Source organism: Pedococcus sp. 5OH_020, assembly GCF_027812955.1.
Taxonomy (GTDB): Bacteria; Actinomycetota; Actinomycetes; order Actinomycetales; family Dermatophilaceae; genus Pedococcus.
Genome location: NZ_JAPYZV010000005.1, coordinates 349,794 through 362,864, shown reverse-complemented (window position 1 = coordinate 362,864; position 13,071 = coordinate 349,794). Strand labels below are relative to the sequence as shown.

13 protein-coding genes are annotated in these 13,071 nt (G+C 68.7%); 7 read left to right on the top strand and 6 right to left on the bottom strand.

Going from position 1 to position 13,071, the window contains the following annotated elements; translation table 11 throughout:
* Positions 1-29: 29 nt before the first annotated feature.
* On the bottom strand, positions 30-332 hold the full coding sequence (locus PHA84_RS11625) for a putative quinol monooxygenase (protein ID WP_270888266.1): 303 nt from the start codon (positions 330-332) through the stop codon (positions 30-32).
* A 198-nt stretch (positions 333-530) separates the two neighbouring features.
* Between PHA84_RS11625 and PHA84_RS11620 the strand changes: the two genes are divergently transcribed.
* From PHA84_RS11620 to PHA84_RS11610, 3 genes are all read left to right on the top strand, one after another.
* Positions 531-875: a hypothetical protein gene (locus PHA84_RS11620; protein WP_270888265.1), complete on the top strand. Its 345-nt coding sequence runs from the start codon at positions 531-533 to the stop codon at positions 873-875.
* A 50-nt stretch (positions 876-925) separates the two neighbouring features.
* Complete coding sequence (locus PHA84_RS11615) at positions 926-2,047, top strand: alanine--glyoxylate aminotransferase family protein (RefSeq protein WP_270888264.1); 1,122 nt, start codon at positions 926-928, stop codon at positions 2,045-2,047.
* Positions 2,048-2,173: 126 nt separating this feature from the next.
* The gene (locus tag PHA84_RS11610) at positions 2,174-3,631 is read left to right on the top strand and encodes a glycosyltransferase family 39 protein (RefSeq protein WP_270888263.1); all 1,458 of its coding nucleotides are present in this window, start codon (positions 2,174-2,176) and stop codon (positions 3,629-3,631) included.
* 12 nt (positions 3,632-3,643) lie between these two features.
* On the opposite strand, the gene PHA84_RS11605 is transcribed toward PHA84_RS11610, so the two are convergent.
* The 4 genes from PHA84_RS11605 to PHA84_RS11590 all read right to left on the bottom strand — a co-directional run bounded on the left by PHA84_RS11605 (position 3,644) and on the right by PHA84_RS11590 (position 6,918).
* Entirely contained in the window at positions 3,644-4,516 is an 873-nt protein-coding gene (locus PHA84_RS11605; RefSeq protein ID WP_270888262.1) for an LLM class F420-dependent oxidoreductase, read from the bottom strand.
* A gap of 171 nt (positions 4,517-4,687) precedes the next feature.
* Entirely contained in the window at positions 4,688-5,284 is a 597-nt protein-coding gene (locus PHA84_RS11600) for a dihydrofolate reductase family protein (RefSeq protein WP_270888261.1), read from the bottom strand.
* A gap of 93 nt (positions 5,285-5,377) precedes the next feature.
* Positions 5,378-6,271 carry an SGNH/GDSL hydrolase family protein gene (locus tag PHA84_RS11595; protein WP_270888260.1) on the bottom strand — a complete coding sequence of 298 codons (894 nt, stop codon included), beginning with the start codon at positions 6,269-6,271 and terminating at the stop codon, positions 5,378-5,380.
* A 131-nt stretch (positions 6,272-6,402) separates the two neighbouring features.
* Positions 6,403-6,918, bottom strand: coding sequence for a nitroreductase family protein (locus PHA84_RS11590; protein WP_270888259.1), 516 nt, complete (start codon positions 6,916-6,918; stop codon positions 6,403-6,405).
* A gap of 205 nt (positions 6,919-7,123) precedes the next feature.
* On the opposite strand from PHA84_RS11590, the gene PHA84_RS11585 reads away from it, so the two are divergent.
* Positions 7,124-8,788 (top strand): S8 family peptidase, encoded by a 1,665-nt coding sequence (locus PHA84_RS11585; protein ID WP_270888258.1) that lies wholly within the window; start codon positions 7,124-7,126, stop codon positions 8,786-8,788.
* A 212-nt stretch (positions 8,789-9,000) separates the two neighbouring features.
* Here PHA84_RS11585 and PHA84_RS11580 read toward each other — a convergent pair whose 3' ends face one another.
* Positions 9,001-9,546, bottom strand: a complete 546-nt coding sequence (locus PHA84_RS11580) for an AAA family ATPase (RefSeq protein ID WP_270888257.1) — start codon at positions 9,544-9,546, stop codon at positions 9,001-9,003.
* Between the two features lie 156 nt (positions 9,547-9,702).
* Here PHA84_RS11580 and PHA84_RS11575 point away from each other — a divergent pair, with 156 nt between their 5' ends.
* The 3 genes from PHA84_RS11575 (at position 9,703) to PHA84_RS11565 (ending at position 12,871) form a co-directional block, all read left to right on the top strand.
* Positions 9,703-10,050: a YciI family protein gene (locus tag PHA84_RS11575; protein WP_270888256.1), complete on the top strand. Its 348-nt coding sequence runs from the start codon at positions 9,703-9,705 to the stop codon at positions 10,048-10,050.
* Between the two features lie 23 nt (positions 10,051-10,073).
* Complete coding sequence (locus tag PHA84_RS11570; RefSeq protein WP_270888255.1) at positions 10,074-11,366, top strand: RNA polymerase sigma factor; 1,293 nt, start codon at positions 10,074-10,076, stop codon at positions 11,364-11,366.
* Between the two features lie 833 nt (positions 11,367-12,199).
* Positions 12,200-12,871: an N-acyl homoserine lactonase family protein gene (locus PHA84_RS11565; protein WP_270888254.1), complete on the top strand. Its 672-nt coding sequence runs from the start codon at positions 12,200-12,202 to the stop codon at positions 12,869-12,871.
* Positions 12,872-13,071 lie beyond the last annotated feature (200 nt).

Below are 13,071 nucleotides of genomic sequence, written 5' to 3'. Positions count from 1 at the left end.
ACACGCCGATCGTAGTGACGCTGACCCAGTCAGGCGACGGACTCGACGAGCTCCGCCCGGAAGCGACGGCTCACCGGCCCTTCGGTCACCAAGGGTCGCAGCACGGCGTTGGAGCGGGCGAAGGCATCGGAGGCGAGGTAGGCGGAGAATGATGACTGGTCCCGCCACTCGTGGACCACCGTCACGGTGCGGTCGTCCTCGCGCGACGCATAGACACGGAACGCGAGGTTGCCCGACATCGAACGCACCAAGGGGCGCTCGCTCTCAAGCTGGGCCAGTGCACGGACGCGGTCCCCCGCGGCGGTCGAGAAGTCAAGAATTGCGATGAACACAGTGTCTCCTGGAGTCAGTCGTCAATGGATGGCTCGTCCAGCCTCGCTCGAAGCACCCACGCCCCGCATCCGTGCATCGGACGCGTCCGCGCGTCCAGCGGACATTGCTCCATGGTCGTCGCGGAGTACGCCGCGAGCTCACTGAAGGTCGGTGCGGCACGCAGGCCGAACGGGGATCGATGGTGTCAGGATGGCTGAGTGGCATCGGACACTCGCATGGTGGCTTTGGGCTTCGGCAAGTTCGCGCGTGCGGATCGGATCTTCGCGCTCGAGCGGATCACTGGTGAGGAACGCGGCGACGGCCGTCGCACGCGGGTCTGGGTCGATGGAGTCTCCGACCCCCTGATCGCCTCAAGGACGGAAGGCACGATCCTTCGTGACATGGGCCAGGAGGCGGCCATCCCCGGGCCGGAGCTCGACGAGGCGCTGGACCTGGCGGCGCGTCTGGCGGCCGCCGCCGATGCCGGCCGGGTCGACCTCGGCGACCTTGGTCGGCGAGCGCGCCGGCTTCTGGCCTCGACGACCGAGTCCGCGCCGGCATAGCCGCACGGTCCTCGAGGGCGCAGCAGGGGGACCTGTGGGAACCTACGCAGGTGAGTCTTCCTCGCCGCGACGTCGATCCCGATGGCCTGCTCGAGTACTCGGTGGTGTTCACCGACCGGTCCTTGAACCACATGTCGACACGCTTCGTCGCAGTGATGCAGGACATCACCGACGTCCTGTGCACCACCTACAGCGCCGAGACGGTCGCGGTGGTGCCGGGCGGCGGCACCTACGCGATGGAAGCGGTCGCCCGTCAGCTGGCGACGGGACGGCGATGCCTTGTGGTGCGTAACGGTCTGTTCTCCTACCGTTGGTCGCAGATCTTCGACGCCGGGTCGGTGACGAGTGAGACCACAGTCTGCAAGGCCCGGCCGCTGTCGGACGAGCAGCACGCTCCCTGGGTGCCCGCCCCGGCCGCTGAGGTGGTCGAGGCCATCGAGCGGATCCGCCCTGAGGTGGTCTTCGCGGCCCATGTGGAGACGGCGGCAGGCATGGTGCTGCCCGATGACTATGTGCGCGCCGTCGCCGCGGCGACGCATGCAGTCGGCGGCCTCTTCGTCCTCGACTGCATCGCTTCCGGGGCGCTGTGGGTGGACATGACCGACGTGGGCGTCGATGTCCTGCTCAGCGCCCCGCAGAAGGGATGGAGCGGCTCACCGTGCGCGGGCTACGTGATGCTTGGTGCGGCAGGGCGGGCCCAGGTCATGTCGACGACGTCGACGAGCTTCGCGGTCGACCTTCAGAAGTGGTTGACGATCACCGAGGCCTACACGCAGGGACAGACGCCCTACCACGCCACGATGCCTACGGACACGCTCGCGCACGACGCCGCCCTGATGCTCGAAACTCGCGACGCTGGGCTCCGTGAGCTGCGTCTGGCCCAGATCTCCCTCGGCACCCGGGTCAGAACCATGCTCGCGAGCTTCGGCTTCCCCTCCGTCGCGGCCGAAGGGTTCGCTGCACCCAGCGTCGTGGTCGCTTTCACGGACGATCCGGAGCTCCGCAGCGGCGTGAAGCTCAAGCAGCGCGGCATCCAGGTCGCCGCGGGGGTACCGCTGATGTGCGGCGAAGGAGACGACTTCTCCACCTTCCGGGTGGGACTCTTCGGCCTCGACAAGCTCACTGACGTGGACGGCGCTGTGGAGCGACTCGAACAGCGCCTCGGGCAATGACAGGACCCCTACAGCCGTCGTTAGCCCGACCCAGCGTTCGGTCTTTCGGATGTTCGAGATCGTGATGCAGGCCCGCGGCGGTGAGCACGACGCCGCGGCAATGCCTGGACGCCTACAGTGACTTCAGTGAGACCACCACCATTCGAGTGGCGAGTGGTGCTCAGCGCTGTGCTCGCGCAGGCCGCGGCGCTCACAGTGTGGTCTGGCGGCTACGGCTACCACCGCGACGAGCTCTACTACCGGATGCTGCCATCGGCGTGGGGCTACGTCGACCAGCCCCCGCTCACCCCGCTTCTGGCCCGGCTCAGCACCCACCTCGCCGACCAGCCGTGGGCCATGCGCGTGCCGGCGACCCTGGCAGCGGCTGCTTCCGTGGTGGTGCTCGCAGTCATCACGCGCGAGCTGGGTGGGAGGCGCGCGGCTCAGTCGCTCACGGCCTGGGGCTACGCTTTCGCCGCCCTACCCCTCATGCTGGGGCACCTGCTGCTCACCTCGACCGTCGACCTGCCGCTGCTGCTGCTCGTCGTCCTGGCAGTGCTGCGCGGCGTCCGCGGCGATCCCGTGTCATGGATATGGGGAGGGCTTGTCGTCGGCGTCACGACGTACAACCGTCTGCTGGTGGTCGTGGTCCTGGTCGGCCTCGTCCTCGGGGTGCTTCTGCTGGGGCCGCGGCAGTCGCTCTGCTCGCGATGGCCGTGGGTCGGCGCAGTCGTGGCGCTGCTCGTGGGGCTCCCGAACGTCCTGTACCAGGCGGCCCATGACTGGCCGCAGCTGGCCATGGGACAGGCCCTGGCCGAGAACAACGCCGCAGACGTCCGCACACAGCTGCCCTTCCTGCTCGTGGTGATGCTGGGGCCTCCGCTCGTAGCGGTGTGGGTGGTCGGGATCGGCTGGCTGCTGCGACCTGAGCGCCGGGGATCCCTCGGGTTCCTCGTGGTGGCACTTGCCGCGCTGGTCACCTTCACCTTCGTGTCCGGCGCGCAGCCGCACTACCCGATCCACCTGCTCAGCGTGGCCTTCGCTGCCGGCTCTGTCCCCGTTGCCGTCTGGCTCCTTCCCCGGCCGGCGTGGCGGGTCGGCGCGTTCGTGCTGGTGGTCGTCAATGCCGGCGTGTCGGTTGTTCTGGGGCTCCCCGTGGTGCCGGTGTCGTCGGTCGGGTCGACGCCAGTGGCCGACGTCTCGCCGCTGGTCGGCGACCAGGTCGGCTGGCCTCGTTACGTGGACCAGATCGCGCAGGCCTACCGCACACCGACTCGGCCGGCGCCGGGGGCAGTGATCACGTCCAACTATGGGGAAGCGGGGGCCGTGGCCAGGTTCGGGCCGGCGCACGGGCTGCCGCACCCGGTCAGCGGGCACAACGCACTCTACGAGCTGGGACCACCACCTGAGGGAACGCAGGCCGTGCTGATGGTCGGATACCAGCTGCGTCACGTGAACCGCCTGTTCGGCTCCTGTGAGGTGGTGGCCCGACTCGACAACGGTCTGGGCGTCGACAACGAGGAGCAAGGCGCGCCTGTGGCCGTCTGTCGCAATCCGCGCGGGCCGTGGTCCCTGTTGTGGCCGCGCTTCCGGCACCTCGACTAAGCCCTGTCGCTGCTAGATCTGCGCCACTGCAGGGATCACCCGCTCGGCCATCAGCTCGAGCGTGCCGGGCTTGCTGACGTTGGCCAGGGCCCCATGCGCCACCTCGATCCCCAAGCCGGCGAGCTCGTGCAGGTGCTCGATCGTCTGCTCGACCCGTTCGCCGTTCCGGCCGAGGTCGAACCGGAGCTGGGCCGTCTTCTCGATCTCGTCGTAGTCGCGTCCGAGCCGCTCGCAGTGCTCGCGCAGCACGCCCAGCTTGTGGGCCAGCTCCGGCGTGTCGAAGATGTTGCATGCGTCGGCGTACTGGGCCACCAGGCGCAGCGTCTTACGCTCACCAGCGCCGCCGACGAGGATCGGCGGGTGGGGACGGCTGAGGGACTGGGGCGAGTTCAGCGTCCGGGCGAGGTGGTAGTGCTTGCCCTCGTACGGTCCCTCGTCGTCGCTCCACATCCGCTGGCAGATCTGGAGCGCCTCCTCGAGCCGCTCGAACCGCTCTGCCGTGGAAGGGAAGAACAGGCCGAGCCCGCGGGACTCCTCCTCGTTCCAGGCAGCCCCGATGCCGAGCATGGCTCGACCACCGGAGAGGACGTCCAGCGTGGTGACGGCCTTGGCCAGCAGCCCGGGGTCGCGGTACACCACGGCCGTGACCACGGTGAGCAGCTTGACCCGTTCCGTCTTCGCTGCCAGGAAGCCGAGCGTGGTGTATGCCTCGAGCATCTCGTGCTCCGGCGGTCCCAAGTGCGCGATCTGCCAAAGATGGTCCATCACACTGACTCGGTCGTACCCCGCGTTCTCGGCGCGCGCAGCGACGTCACCGAGCGTGTCCGCCAGGGCGCTCGGCCCGCCGTCCCAGGTGAAGTCCGAGATGTGCAGTCCTAGCTTCATGCCACTCCTCACGTCGCGCTCTCCGCCGGTGCCGTTGCTCGCCTCGGTCGAGTCCCATTCAACGCTCAAGACCGTGTACCGGCGCGATGAGAGCCGGGTCGCACACCGGCCCGGGGGGCAGTGCGACACGGGAATCCGCTCGCGGCAGGACGCAAGCGTCGCTAGGCGCGCTCAGCGGCGGATCGGGTAGCGCAGGTGCAGGACCCGTTCGCCCTGGATGACGACGCTCGGATCTTCCAGCAGGTGCTGCGAACCTATCGGGCCGAAGTACCTCTTGCCCTTGCCGAACACCACAGGCACGACGTCCATCGCGACCTCGTCCACGAGGCCGAGCCGAAGTGCCTGGCCTCCAACGTTCCCGGCGCAGACCGCAACCACGCGATCACCGGCCCGGTGCTTCGCCTCCTCGACGGCGGCGGCGACGTCTTCGAAGAACGGGACATCAGCTTGCGGGTGCCAACCCTCCGGCTTCGGTCTGTGGGACACCACGATCAGATGCTCCCCGGCCGGCGGCTCGGCCTCCCAGCCGTTGGTCAGGTCGAACAGGTGCCGTCCTTGGATCGTGGCGCCGATGCTGCCCCAGAAGGAGCTCACGTACTCATGGGACCGCCTGCTGACCCGGAACGGAGCATGACGTTGCTCCGCGGCCTCGTCGGCGATGGGCAGGTCACCGTTGAAGTACCACTCGAAGAGTGGCCCGACCTCATCGTTCTCGTCGGCGATGAAACCGTCCACCGATACGACTGCATGCATGATCACGGTTGCCATAGCAAGACAGACTCCCCGACGTCCTCGGAGTCATCGAATGAGGTGGCGTGCCTCCTTGCGCCATGCCGCCCGTCTCCCCTCTGGCGTCGGCGCTCAGTGCCCGAGCTGAAGCAGCGTCTGCGTTGCCATGGCCGCCTCGCCGGTGGCGTTCGGATGCACCGGAGCGGCGTTCACGGGTCCGACGGCCGGCTCGATCCACCGTTGGCCGATGGGCTTGCAGGCGTCGTGGCCGGCGGAGCTCGAGCTCATGTCGACGAACCTCGCTCCGGTCTGCTCCGCCGCCCGGCTGACGACGCTGTTCAGCACGTCCTCTTCGTGGTTCAGCCATGGGACATCGCCCATGGCGATCGGCATCGAGCGATAGCAGGACAGCTGCCCCGCCTCGGGCAGGATCCGGGGGTACCCCAGGATGACGACGGTCGCATCCGGGGCCTTCCTCCGCACCGCCATCAGCGCAGAGACCACATGGGGGTAGGTCTGGTTGACGATCTCGTCGGTGAAGGCCGAGCCGTACTTCTGCTTGCAGGGGCTACCCAGGATGTCCGTCCCCGAGATCGCGGCACAGCCGGAGAACGAGTCGACGAAGACGTTCTCGTCGTTACCGCCGATGGTCATCGTGATCAGGCGCGTGGTCTTGGTGACCGCATCCAGCTGCGGCGGGACGCCGGGTGCCTGCGGTGAGAAGAAGTCGGACGTCTTGGCGCCGCTGCACGTGGCGTCGGTGAACGAGGACGGCCTGGTCTGGGCCGCCAGGTCATGGGCGTAGTTGAGCATCGAGCGGCTGCACGTGGGCGGAGCGTCTGCGACGAACGGGGCAACCCCGGCCGCAGAGGAGTAGCTGTCGCCCAGCGCCACATAGGGAGAGGTCTTGATGGCGTGCGGATTCGCCGTCGGCGGGGTCACCTTCGCCACGGCGGGACCGGCGAGACCGCTGCCCATGGCGGCGGCGAGAACGGCCACTGCGAACACGCTGGCGGTGCGACGCATCATGAGCTCCGATGTTCGTGAAGGCCCTCGTGCTGACCGCTCGGAGGGGGCCGGCGGGCGACTCTGGGCCCGCGCCTCAACGTAGCAAGCGCCTACCCATCAGGCAACGGTCGGCGTGCCCGTACGGGTGGTCACCACCCTCCGCGATGCACGACCTCGTCGAAGGGCCGTCGGTTCAGCCGCTCGATGACGGTCAGCGGCTTGTCCGACGGATATCCCACGGAGAGTACGTAGGCCAGGAATCGTCCCTCGGGGAAGCCTAGAACGGCTCTGGCCTGGTTCTGGTCGGCGGCCGCCGCATGGCCCGTGCCGATGCCGAGGTCGGCGGCGGCGACCGTCATGGCGAACGTGGCCTGGCCGAGATCGTACTGGAGAAGAGCCGACTGCCGATCGTCCTCCGGCTCCGGCGCCACGATCGCGATCGCGGCCGCCGCTCCGGCGACATGCCTGGCGCCCTGCCACACCTTCGCCAGCTCGACGAGCTGCGCCCGGTCCGTGACGAGCACGAAGTCCCACGGCTGCCAGTTGCTCGCGGACGGGGCACGACGCCCAGCCTCGAGAATGCGGTCGAGCGCCTCTTGCGGGACTGGCTGCTCGGTGAACTGCCGAACGTTTCGTCGCGCCCGCAGGGCGTCCCAAGTCTCCACCGGGCCATCCTGCGCCTCCAGCACCGTTTGTGGCTAGCACCGGCTGTGCACCGCGATGAGCAGGATCCTCGCGGTGCATCAGTGGTCCGTCCCCGTTGACCGCGCGATCTCAGAGGAGTAGACCACCGCGTTAGGGGTGTAGCCGCACGCCTCGGGTCCGCGGCTCGTCGCGGGGTTCGGAACGCTGAGTGAAGGGAGAACCGCGATGCGCCGATCGTGCTCGCGAGGACGGAACCTGCGAGTCGCGCTGACAGTGGCGTTGGCCGGGTTCGGGATGGCAGTGACCACACCGGGTCTGTCCGCCACGGCGTCCGCCACTGGAGAGGCCCAGAGTTATCTCGTTCTGTTCAAGGGGTCGTCGAGCCCGTCAAACGCCGCAGACCTGGTGACCGCAGCCGGCGGGGCTGTTGTCGCCAACTACTCCAAGATCGGGGTCCTGGTCGCCCGGAGCAGCAACGCTGCGTTCGACGCCGTGATCAGTGGCAACGCTGCAGTCGAGGGCGCGGAGGCCACCAGTGGGTACGCCACCCGCGTTGACGGCGGCCTGGGCCTTGCCGGCGAGGCGGCCGCCCAGCCGGGCGACCTGCCGAACCCGTCAGCGACAGACACGGACTCGCTGTCCGCCTTGCAGTGGGACATGCGGCAGATCCATACACCCGAGGCCCATGCGATCACCGGTGGCAGCCCCGCAGTCGTGGTGGGGGACATCGACACTGGCCTGGACTACCGGCACCCTGACCTGCGGCAGAACGTCTCGGACGCCGACAGCGCCAACTGCCTCAGCGGAGCGCCGGTGCCTGGTGCAGCTGCCGCTGATGACGACAACGGCCACGGGACGCACACTGCCGGCACGATCGCCGCAGCGGCCAACGGGGTCGGCATCGTCGGGGTTGCGCCCCACGTGCGGGTGGCAGGCATCAAGGCCGGCAACGCTGACGGCTTCTTCTTCCCCGAGGCGGTCGTGTGCGCCTTCGTGTGGGCCGGTGACCGGCACCTCGACGTCACCAACAACAGCTACTTCGTCGACCCGTTCCTGTTCAACTGCCGCAATGACGCCGCCCAGCGGGTCATCTGGAAGGCCGTGCAGCGCGCCATCCGGTACGCCATGAACCAGGGCGTGACGGTGGTCGCGGCCGAGGGCAACGAGAGCGAGGACCTCTCCCACCCGACGATGGACACGACCAGTCCGGACTTCCCGCCGGGAAGCGAGCAGTCGCGCGAGGTCACCAACGCCTGCGTCGTGATCCCGACCGAGATCCCCGGAGTGATCGGGGTGACCGCGACGGGCAGCTTCCAGCAGGGCACCACGGCCGGCGACTACCCCGACCATCTGAAGTCGTACTACTCCTCCTACGGCGTCAGCACCGCCGACGTGGCGGCGCCCGGTGGTGACTTCTACTTCCGCAACGTGGCGGACCCCGCCGCAGCGATCAACGGGTTGATCCTGTCGACCTGGCCCGCAACCCGGCCCTGCAGCCGCAGCGTGAAGGAGCCGACCGGCGAGGTCACGTACCCGACCGCGGTCTACTGCTACCTGCAGGGGACGTCGATGGCCTCTCCGCATGTCGCCGGTGTCGCCGCCCTCGTGATCAGCCGGTATGGCGACCTGAGGACCCCGCAGAACGGCAAGATGCGCCCGACCCAGGTGGAGCAGATCGTCACCCAGACCGCCGACCCGCAGGCGTGCCCGCAGACTCTGCCGAACGCCACCTCCGGCTCGCTCGCCGGTCGGCCCTACTCGCAGTTCGTCGGTTCGCAGAGCGGCGCCGTGCAGCAGTGCACAGGATCAGGCACCGGTCACACCTCGTGGTACGGCAACGGTGAGACGGATGCGCTGGCGGCGGTGACGAACGACAGGGCGAACGGCTGACCAAGCCAACGAGATCGGGACCGGTCGCGGGTGACGCGCCGGTCCCGATCCGATGCCCAGCTCCCATGCCGGAGAGACTGTGCCCGTGGACTGTGTCTTCGGGGTGTCAGCGCACCGAGTGTGCTGACCGAGGCGATGCCGCCGCAGTCCTTGCGGGTCAGTGACGCCACCTCGCGCACTCAGCATTCCCGCTGAGCAGCCGGGCGGTATGGTCATTTTGGCGCTTTTTCGAGCGCCGCGCGCACCCTGGTGAGAGTGGCGGACAGCGACCCTCGCGCATCGACACGGTGTGCCAGCGGGCGGCTCAGCAGCAGTTTCCCGATGGACTGCACCAGGGCGGGGGCGTCTTCTGGGCCTACCAGCTGATTGTTGACACCGTGCTCACGCCGGGTGGGGTCGCCGGCGCGTCGAGCCAGGCGGCGGGCGAGGGCAACAGCGTCGAGGTCGAGTACGAGCTCGTGGAACTCTGCGACGTGGAGATCGGCCAGCTCCTCGAGCTGCTCGATGAACGCCGCCCTAGCAACGTACTGGCCAATGACGACGTCCAGTCCGGCGGCCAGATGTTCGCCTGCCAACACCAAGCCGAGCCGTCTGGCGTGCAGGCCCGAAGCCTGCGAATCGTCGTCCCATCGTCCCAGGGAGTGCTTGATGGTGTCGATCTCGAGGGCCAAGCTCATTGGCGTCTCCTGGGCGAGGGCGTGGGCGATCGTCGACTTGCCGGAGCCGGGGGCACCATTGACCAGGATCAACCGAGCCATAGTCTCGACCCTAGCGACCGCCTCATGCCCGAAGCTCGAAGAAGCTTCACACCTGATGTCGAAAGGCCTGGCGGCCGTTCGACGTATGTGCAAGAAGCAACTCCCCGACAACCCGCAGGAGTGATTGAGATGCCACGTTTCATGGGATTCGTAAGGATGGAAGAGGGCGTCGGCACGCCACCGCAGGCGCTCTTCGACGCAATGGACGCCCACGTCGGCGAACGGGCCGCCAAGGGTGTGTTCCTGGACGGCGGCGGCCTCTACGGCACTGAGGACGCCGTGAACTTCGTGGTCCGCCAGGGCGACGTCACGCGGGTCGACGGACCCTACGCCGAGGCCAAGGAGGTCGTCGGGGGGTGGGCAATCATGCAGTACGACACCCTCGAGGAAGCCATTGCGGACCAGGAGGAGTTCGCCAAGCTGCATGCGAAGTACTGGCCGGAGGTCACCGTGATCTCGACGCTGCGCCAGATCTCCACGGGCCCGGAGGCGCCCGGCGACTGAGCGAGACTCAGTACGCTGCCGTCGTGCCGGCAGAGAGCAACACGGATGGCCCGGCCGAGGCCATCATCGCCGCTTGGCGGGCCGAGTCGGCCCGCCTCGTCGGCGCTCTCACGCGGATGACCCGTGATGTGGAGCTCGCCGAGGACCTGGCGCAGGACGCACTGGTCGCGGCGCTTGAGCAGTGGCCCACAGCCGGCATACCGGAGAACCCGATCGCGTGGTTGATGACGACAGCGAAGCGGCGCGGAATCGACCACTTCCGACGCGCCGACAGCCTTCGCCGCAAGACCGCGGAGCTCGACCAGGCCAGTGCGGGTGAGGAGAAGGCAATGCCAGATCTCGACGCCCAGGTCGACTACATCGAGGACGACGTCCTGCGGCTCATCTTCCTCTCCTGCCACCCCTCCTTGAGCCCCGAGTCACGGGCGGCGCTCACGCTGCGCCTGGTCGGAGGACTGACGACTGCCGAGATCGCCCGCGGGTTCCTGTCCACCGAGGCCACCATGGGTCAGCGCATCTCGCGTGCGAAGAAGACCCTGTCCCAGGCTCAGGCCGAGTTCGAGCTTCCCACGGGCGCGGAGCGGACCAGGCGCCTCGACGACGTCATGTCCGTGATCTACCTGATCTTCAACGAGGGCTACACCGCCACCGCCGGCGAGGACTGGATGCGCCCCGATCTGGCGAACGAGGCGATGCGGCTCGCGCGCATGCTGGCCGCCCTCGCTCCTCATGAGCCCGAGGTCCTCGCGCTGCAGGCGCTGCTGGAGATCCAGGCTTCCCGGATGCCCGCCCGGCTCGATGAGCTCGGCGAGCCGGTCCTGCTGGAAACGCAAGACCGCCAACGCTGGGACCAGCTGCTGATCCGGCGTGGGGTGGCCGCCCTGCACCAGGCGGAGCGGCTCGCCGCTCGCGGGAAGCCGGTCGGGAAGTACTTCCTGCAGGCCTCCGTCGCCGCCCAGCACGCCAGCGCCGAGCGTGCCGAGGACACGAACTGGGGCCGGATCGCGGCTCTCTACGACATCTTGGCCCAGGCCGCACCAGGACCGGTGGTCGAGGTGAACCGCGCCGTGGCGCACGGGCGCGCCTTCGGCCCCGACGCGGGTCTTGCAGTGCTGGAGGATCTGGACGCAGAGGTGCTCGGCGACTCACCCCTTGTCCCGAGCGTGCGCGGGGACCTGCTCGAGCGGGCCCACCTACACGGGCAGGCGAGCGAGGCGTTCACCGAGGCGGCAGCGCGCACGAGAAACGAGAGCGAGCGGGCCGTCCTGCGTCGTCGAGCGGAACTGAACCAGACGCGCGTGTCGAAGTCGACGTGAAGGCGTCGACGCCTGCGGACCATCGGACAAGCAGCGACTTTCGCCCCTGACCGCGCACCAGGGACCTGGCGACGATGAGGGTATGGGCAACGAAGCTGTACACCCCTCGGTCGACCTGTTCTGCCTTCCCCTTGGCGCGAGGGACGACGCACGCAATCGAGATGGGATCGGTGTGGAACGTCACCGACGCTGACCGCGGTGTCGTCGCTGAGGGGCCGGTTGGATTGAGGTGGCTCGGCAGGTTCCGCGCCTTCCGGTATGAGATGCGGTGCTGGCCAGGGGGCTACCTCCCGGATGTCGCACTGCAGGAGGCCGCGCGCCGGGTTGGGCGCGGGTCGCCTGTTAGCGGAACGGCAGGCGCGAGACAGGACGTCGCACGTCGGAGCCGGATCTGCGTGCCCGACCGCCGTCGCGGGCGCCGCCGCCTGGGCGGAGACGAGCGGCAGCCAGCGCTGGGTCGGAGCTGTGCACGCCCTGGGCACCGACATCGCGACCCTCCTTTCCCTGGGGTCACTTGTCGCCAGGCTGCGCGGTCGGTATGGTGCCGCCACCCGGTCGGGGCGAGAGGCGAACCTCGCCATGATGGGCGCCGGATTCCTGGGCGGTCACCTGGCCCTCAACCGGGGCACAGCACGCCGGAGCCCGTAGCGAGGTCGAGTTCCACATTGCCCTTCATTGGCGCTGATGACTTTCGGGCAGTTGCGAAGTCATGGTGCTAGCAGCCGCCCGTAGCGGCGCGTCGACATCAGGAAAGCGAGCACGCATGGATGCGTTCGGGACCATCGGTTCGGGCGACCGGGCCGCACACAAGACAACGACGCAGGCGGTCCGCGATGAGTGATCTCGGTGCCCAGGTCGGTAAGGCACGGGGAAGTGCCGTCTCGTCGCCGACCGTCACCCCGGTTCTCGTGGCCGAGCTGCTTGCCGAGGGCGAGCGGATGCCGGTCTACGTACACGTGATCGACCATCCCGACGCTCGCGTGCTGGTCGACACCGGCATGACGCAGCTGCACCCGGCGGTGGCCGACATGGATCCCCGCCTGGATCCACTCAGCGAGCAGGTGGACTTCGACCTGGCCAGCATCGACCTTGTCATCAACACGCACCTGCACTTCGACCACTGCGGCGGCAACCGGCTCTTCACCGGCAAGCCGATCTACGTCCAGCGCCGGGAGCTGGACGACGCGCGCGGCAAGGACGACTACACGATCCGCGAGTGGGTCGAGGCGCCCGGCGTGCAGTACGTACCCGTTGACGGCCCGCTCGAGCTGCTGCCTGGGCTCCGACTCGTGCCAGCGGCAGGCCACACGCCAGGCTCGCAGGTGCTCGTCGTCCAGGCGAGCGGGGGCCCTGTCGTGATCGCCGGCGACACGGCGGTCTTCTTCGCCGAGCTCGACGAGCCGCGCACCGAGGGCCAGCGGTTGATCCGCGCGCTCGACCCGGAGGAGGTCTGGCTCTCCCACGAGCACGAGCCATGGCGGCCACAGCGTGAGGGGCGCGTCTGACCTCGGGGCGCGAGACGGGCCCAGCGGCTCGACGCCGGCGCCGGGCTGACGGAACTCGACGCCGCGATCCTGCGGCATGACGCCGCCCTCCCGCCAAGCGAGCCACCGCGCGACCTCGATGAGAAGTGCCCGTACCAGGGCCCGCTGCCATACGGAGTGGACGGCACCGCTGCCTTCCTCGGGCCAGAGGGGGACCGGGC